The sequence below is a fragment of the Streptosporangium carneum genome (assembly GCF_027922005.1).
Taxonomy (GTDB): domain Bacteria; phylum Actinomycetota; class Actinomycetes; order Streptosporangiales; family Streptosporangiaceae; genus Streptosporangium; species Streptosporangium carneum.
The window spans coordinates 261,303-275,077 of sequence record NZ_BSEV01000006.1 but is presented as its reverse complement, the minus strand read 5'-3'; the positions used below and the strand labels follow the sequence as shown (position 1 = coordinate 275,077).

Sequence of the window (13,775 nt, the reverse complement as noted above, 5' to 3'; positions counted from 1 at the left end):
ACCGGCGCACCGGGTGCGCCCGGCTCGGACCGGCGCGCCGGGACGCGCTCGGTCCCCGGTCCCGGCCCGATCGAACCGGTGCGCCGAGGCGTGCGAGGTTCCCGGCCTGACGCGCCGAGCCGGTCGTCTGACAAATGTCACCGTCAAGCCCGGATCGACGGCACTGATGATCCCGTCACCGCGCTTCTAGCGTTGGGCCCATGAACGCCATCGCCTTCACCGACGTACGCAAGAACTACGGGGACGTTCTTGCCGTCGACGGCCTGAACCTCACCGTCGAGGCAGGCAGAACGGTCGCCCTCCTCGGCCCCAACGGGGCGGGCAAGTCCACCTCGATCAACATGCTGCTGGGTCTGGTCCGCCCGAGCGGAGGCCGGATCGAGGTCTTCGGCCACCTTCCCGACGAGGCGGTCGCCCGGGGCGAGGTCGGAGCCATGCTGCAGAGCGGTGAGCTCATCCCCGAGCTCACCGTCATGGAACTCGTGGACTTCGTCCGCAGGCTCTATCCCCGGCCGTTGGACCTGGACGAGATCCTGAAGATGGCGGATCTGTCCGACCTGGTGAAGCGCCGGGCGAGCAAGCTGTCCGGCGGGCAGACGCAGCGGGTCAGGTTCGCCCTGGCCATCGCGGGCGCGCCCAGGCTCCTGGTGCTGGACGAGCCGACCGCGGCCATGGACGTGGAGTCGCGGCAGCGGTTCTGGGCGAGTATGCGCGACTACGCGGCCGGGGGACGCACGGTCCTGTTCGCCACCCACTACCTGGAGGAGGCGGACGAGAACTCCGACCGGGTGATCGTGGTCGCCAAGGGCAGGGTCGTCGCCGACGGCACCGCCGCGCAGATCAAGGCCGGGGCCGGCGGATACACCGTCAGCTTCACCCTCGGCGGGCAGCCCGCCGCGGGACTGGACGCGCTGCCCGGCGTCTCCGCCGTCGAGGTCTCCGCGGGCGCCGCCACGCTCCGCACCACCGACCTCGACGCCACCGTGACCGCGCTCTACCGGGGCACCTCCCTGGAGATCCGCGACCTCAAGGTCACCGGAGCCGACCTCGAAGACGCCTTCCTCGCCTTGACCAGGGAGTCATGATGCCGAACTACATCAGGATCGAAGCTCTCAGGATGCTGCGCAACAAGCGCTACATCGTCTTCGTGGTGGCCTTCCCGGTGATCTTCTACCTGCTCTTCTGCAACGTCCTCGGCGGCGAAACCGCCCCCGGCGGGATCGGGGCGAGCGCCTACCTGATGGTGTCCATGAGCGCGTACGGCTCGCTCGCGGCCTCCATCATGAGCACCGCCGTGCCATGGGCGCAGGAACGGCAGTCGGGCTGGCTCCGCCAGCTGCAGATCACCCCGCTGCCGAACCGGACGATCATCCTGACCAAGCTGGCCGCCGCGCTGCTGCTGACGCTGCCGTCGCTGCTGCTGGTCTTCCTGGCCGCAGTCCTCACGCAGGACGTCTCGCTGGAGCCCGGCCAGTGGATCGGGCTGGTGCCCGCCATGTGGATCGGCACCCTGCCGTTCGCCGCGCTCGGCCTGGCGGTCGGCTCCCTGGTGCCCCCGGACACCGCCCAGCCCGCAGCGATGATCGGCATGTTCGGTCTGGCCATCCTGGGCGGTCTGTGGTTCCCTGTGGACAACATGCCCACGACCATGCAGGCCATCGCCCACGCGCTGCCCTCCTTCCCGTACGCCGACATCGGCTGGCACCTCGTCGCCGGCGAAACTCCGCCCCTCCAGGACGTGGTGACGATCCTGGCCTGGACCGTGGCGCTCGGAGCCGCGGCGGTGCTCGCCTACCGCCGGGCGACAGCGCGGGCATGAAACGGGCCGTGACGGCCCACACGGGCCCTGTGGGCTCCGTGGGTCCCGTGGGCTGGGTCGACGACGGCCTGGACTGGGGGCAGGGTCCCCGGTCCCGCTGGAGAAAGCTGGCCTGGCTCTCCATCGGCCTGGTCTACCTGTTCTTCCCTGCGATGGAGGTCGTGACGGGGAAGCTGCGGGACGCCCAGGCCGTGTGGGGCGTCCCCGGCCTGGTGGTCTTCGTGGGCTGCTACCTCGCGACCGCGCTGAGCCACAGCAACGACGAGGACCCCTCACCGCTGACCTACGCCCTGCTGGCGCTCACCACGGCCATGGCCGTCATCCTCTCCGTCGCCTTCGGCGGCGGATGGCTGACCCTGGCGATCTACACGACGGTGATCTACAGCATGGTGCTGCGTCCGCGTCTGGCCGCGGCCGGCGCCGCCGTGATGGGCGTCGTCGTCCTGCTGATCGGCCTGCTGAGGGATCACGACCTCGGCAGCACCGTCGTGCTCGTCCTGCAGGTGTTCACCCTCGCAGTGCTGTTCACCCGGGTGCGCAGGACCAGGATGCTGGTGGCGCAGCTGCGCCAGGCGCGGGACGAGGTGGCGAGGCTGGCCGCGAGCGAGGAGCGTCTGCGCATCGCCCGCGACCTGCACGACCTGCTCGGCCACAGCCTGTCGCTGATCGTGCTGAAGAGCGAGCTGGCGGGGCGGCTGGCGGAGGGCGGCTCAGAGCGGGCCCTGCCGGAGATCCGCGACATCGAGTCCGTGGCCAGACAGGCGCTGGTCGAGGTGCGCGACGCCGTCGCCGGGTATCGGCAGCGCGGCCTGTCCGGTGAGCTGGACGGCGCCCGCGTCGCGCTGGAGGCGGCGGGGACGCAGGTCAGGGTCAGGCTGGCGGGGACTCCGCTGCCCGACGACGTGGACGGCCTGTTCGGCTGGGCGGTGCGCGAGGGCGTCACCAACGTCATCCGGCACGCGCGGGCGGCCAGGTGCGAGATCGACGTGCGCTACGACGGCGGGGTCGGCGTCCTGGAGATCGTGGACGACGGGTGCGGGGCGGTGCCGCGCGAACAGGGCGGTGGGCGGTCCCGCGCGTCGGGCAACGGCCTGACCGGGCTGACCGAGCGGGTCGAGGCGGCGGGCGGTACGGTGTCCGCCGGGCCGAGCGAGGGCGGGTTCGCGCTGAGGGTCGAGGTCCCGGCGGGGAGAGGGAAAGTGTGATCAAAGTCCTGCTGGTCGAGGATCAGGCGATGGTCAGGGGCGCCCTGGTCTCGTTGCTCGGCCTCGAACCCGACATAGAGGTGGTCGGGGAGGCGGCCTCGGGCCAGGAGGCGCTCACGGTGGCGCTCGAGACCAAGCCGGACGTGGTGCTGCTCGACATCGAGATGCCCGGCGGGGACGGCATCACCGCGGGCGCGCGGATCCGCGAGGCCCTGCCCGCCTGCCAGGTCATGATCCTGACCACCTTCGGCCGCCCCGGCTACCTGAGGCGGGCGATGGAGGCCGGAGCCGTCGCCTTCCTGGTCAAGGACAGCCCCGCCCGCGAGCTCGCGGCGGCCATCCGCCGGGTCCGTGACGGTGAGCGGGTCATCGACCCCGGTCTCGCGGCCGCCGCGCTCAGCGCGGGCCCCAACCCCCTGTCCCCCAGGGAGTGCGACGTCCTGGCCGCCGCGGTCGACGGCTCCACCGTGGGCGACATCGCCGTACGGCTCCACCTGTCGGAGGGCACGGTCCGCAACTACCTGTCCTCGGCCATCCAGAAGACCAGGGCGCGTAACCGCATCGAGGCCGTGCAGCGCGCCCAGGCCCAGGGCTGGCTCTGAGGCGTCCGGGGCCGCGACCCGCTCCTCCGGCTTGTCCTTGACCTCGACGGCACACGCCCTGACCAGGTCGGCGGCGGAGAGGGCGTCGAACCCGGGCGCGAGGGACGGCCCGGCACACGTGTGCCGCACCGGGTCCTTCGCGCGGATGTCGCCCCAGGCCCGGCACGCGCGCCGTGCCAGGCCCCGGAAGGGTCACGAGGAGAGCGCCGCGGCCTCTTCCTCCTCGATCCTCCTGTTCCACTCCTGCTTGGAGGCGCGCCAGGTCTCGTCGTCGCGACCGACACGCCAGTAGCCGGAGATGGACAGCTGCGAGAGCGGGATCCCGCGTTCGGTCCGCAGGTGGCGGCGGAGCGTCTTGACGAAGGCCGCCTCGCCGTGGACGAAGGCGTGCAGGGCGCCCTCGGGGAAGTCGAGTTCGCGCACGGCGGTGACCAGCGACTCGCCGACCTCCGCGCCGCGCCGGTGGAACCAGACGATCTTCGCGTCGCCGGGGGAGTCCAGCGGCTGCTCGTCCTCGGGTCCCTCCACCTCGACGAACACGTGGGCGGGGGCTCCGGCGGGCAGCCGTTCCAGGGCCGCGGCGATGGCGGGAAGCGCGCTCTCGTCACCGACCAGCAGGTGCCAGTCCGCCTCGTGGTCGGGGGCGTACGCGCCGCCGGGGCCGAAGAAGTGGATCTCCTCGCCCGGCTGGACGGCCGCGGCCCACGGCCCTGCGAGGCCGCTGTCACCGTGGTGGACGAAGTCGATGGTCAGCTCGAGCGTCTCGGGGTCCCACGCGCGGACGGTGTAGGTCCGGGTGGTCGGCCACTGGTCGCGGGGCAGCTCACGCTGGATCCGCTCCAGGTCGAAGGGAGGCGGGTAGGTCACCCCCTGCGGGGGGAACAGTAGCTTCACATAGTGGTCGGTGAACTCGCCCACGCCGAACCCCGCGAGGCCGTCGCCGCCGAGCACCACGCGAATCATGTGGGGGGTGAGCCGCTCTACCCGGATCACCTCGCCGCGGATGGCTTTACGTGTTGGTTTGCCCTCTGCCATGGTCACTCCCATGCTCATCAAGTTAGGTGGACCTAAGTCGTAGCATACGGTTATTTAAGTGATATGGCCGACTTACGGGCAGGCCGGTTCGCCGGAAATGGTTGACACGCTGTGTCCTGTCCGGCGCGGTCTCGGGGCGGAGGCCGTTCCGGCTCGCCGGCGCCGCCGGGCGGGGCGGGCGTCAAGAAATGAATCTACAATGTAAAGGCAACAGGCCGTGCCGCTGAGACGGCACGGCCTGGGACAGGCCTCGCGGCCCCGGCGCCCGGGGCGCCCGCCGCTCCCGGTCTAGCGCTGCATCGCCGCGACCTGCCGGATCAGGTCGGCGACCCGGACGATCCCCATGCAGCGGCCGAACTCGTCGATGACGACCAGGTCGTCGTAGACGCGCTCGGCGTCACGCCCGGCGACCTGCATGGCGGCGATGGCCGGCGTGGTCTTGGGGGCGCTGCGGACCGAGTCCGCCAGGCGCAGGGCGGGCTTCTTGCCGTACAGGGCGTGACCGAACCTGGTGGCGATGGACAGCAGGAAGCGGCTGCGGTCGAGGCTGCCCTTCGGGCGCTGGTACTCGTCGACCAGGATCACGCTGGTGATGGACGGCTCGGTGCCGAAGGCGTCGACCGCCTCCTCGGCGGTGGCCTCGGCGGGGAGGGTCACCGCGGGCAGCAGGAACTCCTGGACGCGGGGACCGAGCAGTGCCTGCGTCGGCTCCTGCTGGACGACGGGGATCGGCACGTGGACCCGCCCCGAGGGCCCCGGGATCAGCATCGGCCCCTGGGCCAGCCGCACGCCCCAGCTGCGCACCGCGGACAGCTGCGCCTCCTCCGCCACGCCCGGGGCCAGGACGTGGGCGCCGACCCCGCGGGCGAGCGCGGCCAGCGACTCGGCGAGCGCCGCGCGGCGGGGGTCGCGGGGCATCCTGGCGATCAGGTCGGGAGAGATCACGGCGAGGTACGGCGCCGCGTCGGTGAGGAGGTCCAGCGGGATGTGCGCGGTGCCCAGGTCGCCCACCGCGATCAGGTAGCCGATGGCCCGCAACCCGTCGAGTCCGGTGAGCAGGGACTGGCGTTCGACCTGCGCGAAGTCGCCCCTGACCATGAGGATGACCTCACGGGGCCGTCTGCCCACGGTGCGCAGGGCCTCGTGGAGGGGGGCCAGGGCGGCGGAGCCGCCGATGACCGCTGACGACGGCACCGGAAGCACCAGGGGCAGGAGAGCCTCGCTCCTGGAGACCTGTGTGACCGTCCTGATGGCGGAGGAGAGGTTGCCGTGACCGTCGCCGGGAGCTTGGAGGGCGATGACGCCTCCAGTGTCGAGGTCGACGATCGGGGTGACGTCCACGGTGGCCGCTGCGGAGGCCGGCGGGAGGAGATGCGTTCTGCTCGACACGTACAGAGAATGAATCATTGTCAGCGGCCGCATAAGTATCGTTCAGCGATGTTCACCGATATTTCGCCGTTCGTTGAAGATGATCCGTGTAGATGAGGCTGGGGCGCGGGGTGATCAACCGGTAGTGTCCCGTTCCATGACGTCACGACCGGCGAAGGGGGGAGGTCGCTGGGTCTCCGTGGGACCCACGCGCCTCGGCCGCTGGGTCGACGGCTTCGTCGAGCGGCACGGGCCGCCGAGCGTGACGGCCGCCGACGAGGTCGTGCGGCTCCAGGGGGCGGACGGCGCGGTCGCCGAGTGCCAGGTGCCGTTCCCGCCCCTGACCTCCTCAGGAGGCGGGCCGCTGGCGCGTCTCATCACCCACGCGCGCACCGAGCGGCGGGTCGGGGTCCTGCTGGTGCGGCTCGGCGGTCACGCGGCGGGAATCTTCCACGGAGACGAGCTGTTGTCCTCCAAGGTCGGCTCGAGACCGGTGCACGGCCGCAGCGCGGCGGGCGGCTGGTCCCAGCGGAGGTTCGCCAGGCGCAGGGAGAAGCAGGCCGGGCAGGCGCACGACGCGGCGGCCGAGGTGGCGCTGCGCGTCCTCGGCCCGCACGTGGCCGAGCTGGAGGCGGTGATCCTCGGAGGTGACAGGCGCGCGGTCGACGCGCTGCGGCCCGACCGCAGGCTGGCGTCGATCTTCGCCCTGGAGACCGGTCCCTTCCTGACGGTCCCCGACCCCCGCCTGGTCGTGCTCGCGGGCACACCCGCGGAGTTCCGCGCGGTCCGCATCAGGGTCACCGACCCGGACTGACCGCCGCGGGCGGACAGCGGGGCGGACAGGGCGGCGGCGGGCCGTCGTGGCTGATCACCTGCTGAGCAGGGGCGGACAGGGCGTCGGCGCGCCGTACACTGATCGGTATGCGCACTTCCGATTGACGCCGCCCGGATAGGCGAGACAGCCGAGCCGAGAGCCGGAAAGACACAGGGCGGCGGCGGGTTCGGCCAGTGAGGTGAGCCTGTGTATTTCCACTCTGGGAGTGTTCTCCAACCATGATCCTAGCTTCTGACATCGAACTTCGCGCCGGGGCCCGCCTGCTCATCGAAGGGGCCTCGTTCCGGGTGAACCCCGGCGACAAGATCGGTCTTGTCGGCCGCAACGGCGCGGGCAAGACCACCCTGACCAGGGTGCTGGCGGGTGAGGGCATCCCCGCCGCGGGCACCGTCTCCACCACCGGCGCCGTCGGCTACCTGCCGCAGGACCCGCGCACCGGCGACCTGCAGGTCCTTGCCCGCGACCGGATCCTGTCGGCGCGCGGCCTCGACGAGGTGCTCCGTGAGCTGCGCGTGGCCGAGCTCGGCATGGCCTCGGAGGACCAGCGGGCCAGGGACCGCGCGGTGCGCGCCTACGGGCGTCTCGAGGACCGGCTGCACGTCCTGGGCGGATACGCGGCCGAGTCGGAGGCGGCCTCGATCGCCTCCAGTCTGGGGCTGCCGGACCGGGTGCTGGGCCAGCCGCTGGAGACGCTGTCCGGAGGCCAGCGCAGACGGGTCGAACTGGCCCGCATCCTGTTCAGCGGAGCGGAGACTCTCCTGCTTGACGAGCCGACAAACCACCTCGATGCAGACTCAATCGGGTGGCTTCGTGATTTTTTACGATCGCATCAGGGCGGCTTGATCATAATCAGCCACGATGTCGGGCTTCTTGAAGCGACGGTAAACAGGGTCCTCCACCTCGACGCCAACCGTGCGGTGATCGACACCTACAACGTCGGCTGGAAGGCCTATCTGGCCCAGCGGGAGACCGACGAGAAGCGCAGGAGGCGCGAGCGGGCCAACGCGGAGAAGCAGGCCTCGGCGCTGATGTCGCAGGCCGACAAGATGCGGGCCAAGGCCACCAAGGCCAAGGCCGCCCAGGACATGCAGCGCCGCGCCGAGCGTCTGCTCTCCGGCCTGGAGGTCGAGCGGCGCAGCGACAGGGTCGCCAAGCTGCGCTTCCCCGAGCCCGCGCCCTGCGGCCGCACGCCGATCAGCGCCGAGGGCCTGTCGAAGTCCTACGGCTCGCTGGAGGTCTTCACCGACGTCGCCGCGGCCGTCGACAAGGGCAGCAGGGTCGTCATCCTGGGCCTGAACGGCGCGGGCAAGACCACCCTGCTGCGCATCCTGGGCGGCATCGAGCAGCCGGACACCGGGCTCGTCAAGCCGGGGCACGGCCTCAAACTGGGCTACTACGCCCAGGAGCACGAGACGATCGACCCCGGGCGGACCGTGCTGGAGAACATGCGTTCCGCCGGTGGGGAACTCGCGGACGTCGAGCTGCGCAAGGTGCTGGGGTCCTTCCTGTTCACCGGGGATGACGTGGACAAACCCGCGGGAGTGCTCTCCGGCGGGGAGAAGACGCGGCTCGCCCTGGCCACGCTGGTGCTCTCCGCCGCCAACGTCCTGCTGCTCGACGAGCCCACCAACAACCTCGATCCGGCCAGCCGAGAGCAGGTGCTTTCTGCCCTAAGGTCCTATTCTGGGGCAATTGTGCTCGTCACGCACGATGAGGGTGCTGTGGAGGCTCTACAACCCGATAGGGTGATCTTGCTACCGGACGGAGTCGAAGACGCTTGGAGCGATGAATTTTCCGATCTTGTGGCACTTGCCTGATCTTAATTTGAGCGGGTACGGATCTTTTCCCATGGAGTAGGTAGCCGATCTCGCAGAAATGACTGATCATGGCGTGAGTAACGCTGCGGAAGTCTGGCACTACAGGAGGTACTCGTGGCCGAGACTCTTAAGAAGGGCACCCGGGTGACCGGGGCCGACCGTGAAAAGCTGGCCGCCGATCTCAAGAAGCGCTACAGCGCGGGTGAGAGCATCCGCGCCCTGGCCGCTTCGACCGGCCGGTCGTACGGCTTCATCCACCGCATCCTGAGCGAGTCCGGTGTGACTCTGCGCGGGCGCGGCGGCGCCACCCGAGGCAAGTCGAAGCGCTGACCCCGCCTCGGAACGCGCGACCGCAGCCGCTCGTCCTCCACGCTGAGACGTCCCGCTCGGGCCTGTAGAACCCTCTAGAACGTCGTTCTGGAGAATCGATAGGCTCGGGCGAGACGCAAACGACAGCTGGGAGCGGGCGATGGCGGAAGCGGCGATCGGGGGGAGCGCGGAATGGGCCTCTTACGAGGAGGCCGGTCTGCGCTTCGAGGTGGACGGCGAGATCGCGACGATCACGCTGGACCGGCCGGACAGGCGTAACGCACAGACGTTCGCCACCTGGTCGGCGCTGGCTCGCATCGGTGACACCCTGCCGCAGCAGGTGAGGGTCGTCGTGGTCCGAGGTGAGGGGCCGTCCTTCTCGGCAGGCATCGACCTGCGGATGTTCACCCCCGAGGGAATTCCAGGCGAAGGATCCTTCGCGGCCTCGGCGAGGCTCGACGAAGCGACCTTCGAACAGCAGATAGCCCAGGCCCAACGGGGGTTCCTGTGGCTGAGACGCCCCGACGTCGTCTCCATCGCCGCCGTGCACGGGCACGCGATCGGCGCCGGGTTCCAGCTGGCGCTGGCCTGTGATCTGAGGGTCCTCGCCGAAGACGCCCAACTGTGCATGAAAGAGCCCGCGCTCGGGCTCGTTCCCGACCTGACCGGCACGAAGCCGCTGGTCGACCTGGTCGGGCCGGCCAGGGCCGTCGAGATCTGCCTCACCGCCCGCGTCGTGGGGGCGCGGGAGGCCGCCACCATCGGACTGGCAGAGCTGGTCGTCGCCCCCGAGGATCTGGCCGGGGCCGTGAGCGATCTGGCCGCCGCGCTGCTGGCGACCGACAGGGGAGCGGCGACGGCGACCAAGCGGCTGCTCCAGGCGGCGCGGGAGCGCACACTGGAGGAACAGAGCGCGGCGGAACGCCGCGAGCAGGTCGCGCGGGTCAGGGCGTTGTTCGCCGGAAGCTGACCAGGGAATGCGACGGCCCGTCCCGGTGCTCGCACCGGCGAAGGAGGCCAGATGGCGATGATGGGCGGGGGATTCGGTCCCCAGATGATGCGTTCCCTGCGGCGTGACAGCTCGGTGACGAAGGAGCGTCTCACGCCCGGCACGGTGCGGCGCGTCGCGCGCTACGCGCGGCCCTTCGCCCGCCACATCTCCGCCTTCCTCGCCCTGGTGGTCGTCGGCTCCGTCATCGTGATCGCCAATCCGCTGCTGATGAAGGCGATCATCGACGAGGGCATCACCCCGAAGCGGGCGGGCGTCGTGATCGCCCTCGCGGTGGTCATCGCGGCCCTGGCGGTCGTCGACGCCGCGCTGACGCTGGCGCAGCGCTGGTTCTCCGCCCGGGTCGGCGAGGGCCTGATCTACAACCTGCGCACCGAGGTCTTCGACCATGTCCAGCGGATGCCCGTCGCCTTCTTCATGCGCACGCAGACCGGGGCGCTGGTCTCCCGGCTCAACAGCGACGTGATCGGCGCGCAGCGGGCGCTGACGAGCACGCTGTCGTCCGTCGTGTCCAACGTGGTCATGCTGGTGCTCGTGCTCGGCGCCATGCTGGTGCTGTCCTGGCAGATCACGGTCGTCGCGCTCGTGCTGCTGCCGATCTTCGTCTTCCCCGCCAAGTGGGTGGGCAGGAAGATGTCCGGTCTCGCCCGTGAGCAGATGGAGCTCGACGCCGAGATGAGCTCCATGATGACCGAGCGGTTCAACGTCGCGGGCGCGACGGTCGCCAAGCTGTACGGCAGGCCCGAGGAGGAGGCGGCGGCCTTCGGGCGCAGGGCGGGACGGGTGCGCGACGTCGGCGTCACCGTCGGCATGTACGGGACGGTGTTCCGGGTCGCGCTCGGCCTGGTCGCCTCGCTGGCCACCGCCCTGGTCTACGGCGTGGGCGGTGTGCTGGCCGTCGACGACGCCTTCGAACTGGGCACCCTGGTCGCGCTCGCCGCCCTCCTGATGCGCCTGTACGGCCCGCTGACGAGCCTGTCCAACGTCCACGTGGACGTTATGACCGCGCTGGTGAGCTTCGACCGGGTCTTCGAGGTGCTCGACCTCAAGCCGATGGTCGCCGAGAGGCCGGGAGCGGTCGCCCTCCCCGTGGGGCCGGCCGCCGTCGAGTTCGAGGACGTCCGGTTCGGCTATCCCGCGGCCTCGGAGGTCTCGCTGGCCTCGCTGGAGGCGGTGGCCCGTCCCGACACCGGGCCGGGACAGCAGGTGCTGGACGGCGTCTCCTTCACCGCCCGCCCCGGCGAGATGATCGCGCTCGTCGGCCACTCGGGGGCGGGCAAGACGACCATCACGAGTCTGGTCTCCCGGCTCTACGACGTCGACGAGGGCGCGGTCCGGATCAACGGGCTCGACGTGCGCGAGGCCACTCTCGAGTCCCTCCGCGAGACCGTGGGCGTGGTCATGCAGGACGCCCATCTGTTCCACGACACCATCGGGGCCAACCTCGCCTACGCCAGACCGGAGGCGACGGAGGAGGAGATCTGGGACGCCCTGCGCGCCGCGCAGATCGCCGACCTGGTCGAGGGGCTCCCCGAGGGGCTGGAGACCGTGGTCGGAGACCGGGGCTACCGCCTGTCCGGCGGTGAGAAGCAGCGTCTGGCACTGGCCAGGCTGCTGCTCAAGGCGCCCAGGGTGGTGGTGCTCGACGAGGCGACCGCGCACCTGGACTCCGAGTCGGAGGCCGCGGTGCAGCAGGCCCTCAAGACGGCGCTGGCCGGGCGGACCTCGCTGGTCATCGCCCACCGGCTGTCCACCATCCGTGAGGCCGACCAGATCCTGGTGGTCCAGGACGGCCGTGTCGTCGAGCGTGGCCGCCACGAGGAGCTGCTGGCCATGGGCACGGTGTACGCCGAGCTCTACCGCACCCAGTTCGACTCGGGGGCCTGACCTCGCGGGGTCACCGGTAGCCCAGCCGGGCCAGCTCCTCGCGGGCGACCTTCTCCACGAGCTCGGCGTCCGAGCCGCGCAGCCTGCTGCGCCAGATGCCGACCTTCGGCGCGTTCCTGCCGTACAGGGCGACCCTGGAGACCCTGGTCTCCAGGAAGTCGGACAGTCCCCGGACCGCCTCCGCGGGGTCGGCGGCCAGGTCCTCGTAGCGCAGGGTCATCAGCTGCTCGCGGGGAAGCTCCTGGTGGAGCGCGGCCGACAGGCGGACCGCGCTGCGCCAGCGCAGCGCGCACTTGCCCGCCGTCGGCATGGCCTTCCAGCGGTCGCCGTGCTCACCGGACTTGACGCCGAGGAAGGGGTTGGGGAACTCCGTCTCCTCGCTCAGCATGGCGGGCCTGAACCACGACAGCGCCGCGGGGTCGGCCAGCATGTCGGCGGCCACGTCGCGGCCGTCCCTGATGAGCTGGACGAACCTGGCGTCGGGAAAGGCCTGCAGCAGCACGGAGGCGCTGTAGAGCAGGTCGGGGCTGGCGTCGCCGAACCTGGCGACGGCGCCGGAGGCGGCGCACGGGCCCGCCCCGGTCACCCCTCCCGCCTCCCTGCAGGGGGCGGGACACTCCATGCACGCGCCGGGGACGATCTGCCACGACTCGGCCAGCGCGTCGCGCAGCACCCGGGTCGCGCCCGTGCCCCGCCCCGCGATGGACGGGCGCCTGGCGAAGGCGTACACGACGTGCGCCACCGAGGCGCGCCCCATTGTGACGTGGAAGCCGGGGGAGCGTTTCAGGGCGCGGGCGAGCAGGTCCGAGCCGGAGTGGGGGGCGGCGAGCACGAACACCGGCTTGCGGACCTTGATGCCGTTGACCACGAGGATGTGGGTCGGAGGTCGCATATGTGAGCCCAGTGTGGCACCGTTTGGTGGATGAACGAACCGGCCACGCCCATTCCCATCTCGTCGGAGGGCGCGGTCGTCCCGCCCAGGCTGCGTCCCGGCGACGTGGTGGCGGTCGTCGCCCCCTGCGGTCCTCCCGACCAGGTGCGCCTGGAGCGCGGCGTCCGGATCCTGCGGGAGCTGGGACTGGAGGTCGTCACCGGGGCCCATGTGCTCGACCGGGACCGCTACCTGGCGGGCTCGGACGCGGCGCGGGCGGCGGACCTGCAGGAGGCGTGGTGCGACCCGGCCGTGGCCGCGGTGTTCTGCGCCAGGGGCGGTTACGGCGCGACCCGGACCGTGGACCTGCTCGACTGGGACGTCATGCGGGCCGCGGGCCCCAAGACGCTGGTCGGCTCCAGCGACGTCACCGCGCTGCACAGGGCGTTCGCCGTCGAGCTGGGGGTCGCCTCGCTGTTCGGCCCGATGCCCGCCTGCTCCACGATCAGCGACCCGGGCGGACCGGAGCCCCGTACGTTCGAGCATTTCGCCTCGGCCCTGTTCGACGCCCCCTCGCCGGTCTTCGGCGACCGGGTCATCGTTCCCGGCGATGTCGTCGCCCCGCTCACCGGCGGTAACCTCAGCCTGCTGGCCGCGCTGTGCGGCACGCCGTACCAACTGCAGGCGCGGGACATGATCGTGCTGCTCGAGGACGTCGCGGAGGCGCCCTACCGGATCGACAGGATGCTCACCCAGCTGATCATGTCGGGGGCGCTCGACGGGGCCGCGGGCTTCGTCCTGGGCTCCTGGGTCGGCTGCGGAGACCCGTACCCGACGCTGGAGGAGCGGCTCGCGCCGCTCGGAGTGCCGGTGATCGCGGGTCTTCCGATCGGGCACGGGACACCACAGTTCAGTGTGCTACTGGGGGCACTTGGTGCTATTGATGCACAATTGTGCTCTCTGACCGGCTCAATCACCGTCTCCGTGGAGGCAGTCTAGGTGCGGACCTAGGAGGAAA

13 protein-coding genes are annotated in these 13,775 nt (G+C 71.0%); 10 read left to right on the top strand and 3 right to left on the bottom strand.

What is annotated here, in order from left to right:
- Positions 1-200: 200 nt before the first annotated feature.
- Genes PKF00_RS16455 through PKF00_RS16440 form a run of 4 tightly spaced genes read left to right on the top strand, consistent with a single transcriptional unit; the run spans position 201 to position 3,626 of the window.
- Complete coding sequence (locus tag PKF00_RS16455; RefSeq protein WP_271218396.1) at positions 201-1,085, top strand: ABC transporter ATP-binding protein; 885 nt, start codon at positions 201-203, stop codon at positions 1,083-1,085.
- A complete protein-coding gene (locus PKF00_RS16450; protein WP_271218395.1) occupies positions 1,082-1,819 on the top strand; it encodes an ABC transporter permease in 738 nt (245 codons plus the stop codon). Before PKF00_RS16455 ends, PKF00_RS16450 begins: the two co-directional genes overlap by 4 nt.
- Before the next feature lie 47 nt (positions 1,820-1,866).
- A complete protein-coding gene (locus PKF00_RS16445) occupies positions 1,867-3,024 on the top strand; it encodes a sensor histidine kinase (RefSeq protein WP_271218394.1) in 1,158 nt (385 codons plus the stop codon).
- The gene (locus tag PKF00_RS16440; protein ID WP_271218393.1) at positions 3,021-3,626 is read left to right on the top strand and encodes a response regulator transcription factor; all 606 of its coding nucleotides are present in this window, start codon (positions 3,021-3,023) and stop codon (positions 3,624-3,626) included. Before PKF00_RS16445 ends, PKF00_RS16440 begins: the two co-directional genes overlap by 4 nt.
- A 192-nt stretch (positions 3,627-3,818) precedes the next feature.
- Here PKF00_RS16440 and PKF00_RS16435 read toward each other — a convergent pair whose 3' ends face one another.
- Positions 3,819-4,673: a siderophore-interacting protein gene (locus PKF00_RS16435; RefSeq protein ID WP_425582216.1), complete on the bottom strand. Its 855-nt coding sequence runs from the start codon at positions 4,671-4,673 to the stop codon at positions 3,819-3,821.
- A 276-nt stretch (positions 4,674-4,949) separates the two neighbouring features.
- Entirely contained in the window at positions 4,950-6,050 is a 1,101-nt protein-coding gene (locus PKF00_RS16430) for an EAL domain-containing protein (RefSeq protein ID WP_271218392.1), read from the bottom strand.
- A 178-nt stretch (positions 6,051-6,228) separates the two neighbouring features.
- On the opposite strand from PKF00_RS16430, the gene PKF00_RS16425 reads away from it, so the two are divergent.
- The 5 genes from PKF00_RS16425 to PKF00_RS16405 all read left to right on the top strand — a co-directional run bounded on the left by PKF00_RS16425 (position 6,229) and on the right by PKF00_RS16405 (position 11,886).
- Positions 6,229-6,843 (top strand): acVLRF1 family peptidyl-tRNA hydrolase, encoded by a 615-nt coding sequence (locus PKF00_RS16425; protein ID WP_271218391.1) that lies wholly within the window; start codon positions 6,229-6,231, stop codon positions 6,841-6,843.
- 239 nt (positions 6,844-7,082) lie between these two features.
- Complete coding sequence (locus PKF00_RS16420) at positions 7,083-8,681, top strand: ABC-F family ATP-binding cassette domain-containing protein (protein WP_271218390.1); 1,599 nt, start codon at positions 7,083-7,085, stop codon at positions 8,679-8,681.
- A gap of 114 nt (positions 8,682-8,795) precedes the next feature.
- The gene (locus PKF00_RS16415; RefSeq protein ID WP_030507271.1) at positions 8,796-9,011 is read left to right on the top strand and encodes a helix-turn-helix domain-containing protein; all 216 of its coding nucleotides are present in this window, start codon (positions 8,796-8,798) and stop codon (positions 9,009-9,011) included.
- A gap of 139 nt (positions 9,012-9,150) precedes the next feature.
- Positions 9,151-9,960 carry an enoyl-CoA hydratase/isomerase family protein gene (locus PKF00_RS16410; RefSeq protein WP_271218389.1) on the top strand — a complete coding sequence of 270 codons (810 nt, stop codon included), beginning with the start codon at positions 9,151-9,153 and terminating at the stop codon, positions 9,958-9,960.
- A gap of 51 nt (positions 9,961-10,011) precedes the next feature.
- Positions 10,012-11,886, top strand: coding sequence for an ABC transporter ATP-binding protein (locus PKF00_RS16405; protein ID WP_271218388.1), 1,875 nt, complete (start codon positions 10,012-10,014; stop codon positions 11,884-11,886).
- Positions 11,887-11,896: 10 nt separating this feature from the next.
- Here the strand turns inward: PKF00_RS16405 and PKF00_RS16400 are convergent, their stop codons facing one another.
- On the bottom strand, positions 11,897-12,778 hold the full coding sequence (locus PKF00_RS16400; protein WP_271218387.1) for a sulfotransferase: 882 nt from the start codon (positions 12,776-12,778) through the stop codon (positions 11,897-11,899).
- 30 nt (positions 12,779-12,808) lie between these two features.
- Here PKF00_RS16400 and PKF00_RS16395 point away from each other — a divergent pair, with 30 nt between their 5' ends.
- On the top strand, positions 12,809-13,756 hold the full coding sequence (locus PKF00_RS16395) for a S66 peptidase family protein (RefSeq protein WP_271218386.1): 948 nt from the start codon (positions 12,809-12,811) through the stop codon (positions 13,754-13,756).
- Positions 13,757-13,775 lie beyond the last annotated feature (19 nt).

Bases quoted from the DNA above. Each gene is read 5' to 3' on its own strand.
- PKF00_RS16455 (WP_271218396.1), top strand. From the start codon at position 201: ATGAACGCCATCGCCTTCACCGACGTACGCAAGAACTACGGGGACGTT.
- PKF00_RS16450 (WP_271218395.1), top strand. From the start codon at position 1,082: ATGATGCCGAACTACATCAGGATCGAAGCTCTCAGGATGCTGCGCAAC.
- PKF00_RS16435 (WP_425582216.1), bottom strand. From the start codon at position 4,673: ATGGGAGTGACCATGGCAGAGGGCAAACCAACACGTAAAGCCATCCGC.
- PKF00_RS16420 (WP_271218390.1), top strand. From the start codon at position 7,083: ATGATCCTAGCTTCTGACATCGAACTTCGCGCCGGGGCCCGCCTGCTC.
- PKF00_RS16410 (WP_271218389.1), top strand. From the start codon at position 9,151: ATGGCGGAAGCGGCGATCGGGGGGAGCGCGGAATGGGCCTCTTACGAG.
- PKF00_RS16405 (WP_271218388.1), top strand. From the start codon at position 10,012: ATGGCGATGATGGGCGGGGGATTCGGTCCCCAGATGATGCGTTCCCTG.
- PKF00_RS16400 (WP_271218387.1), bottom strand. From the start codon at position 12,778: ATGCGACCTCCGACCCACATCCTCGTGGTCAACGGCATCAAGGTCCGC.
- PKF00_RS16395 (WP_271218386.1), top strand. From the start codon at position 12,809: ATGAACGAACCGGCCACGCCCATTCCCATCTCGTCGGAGGGCGCGGTC.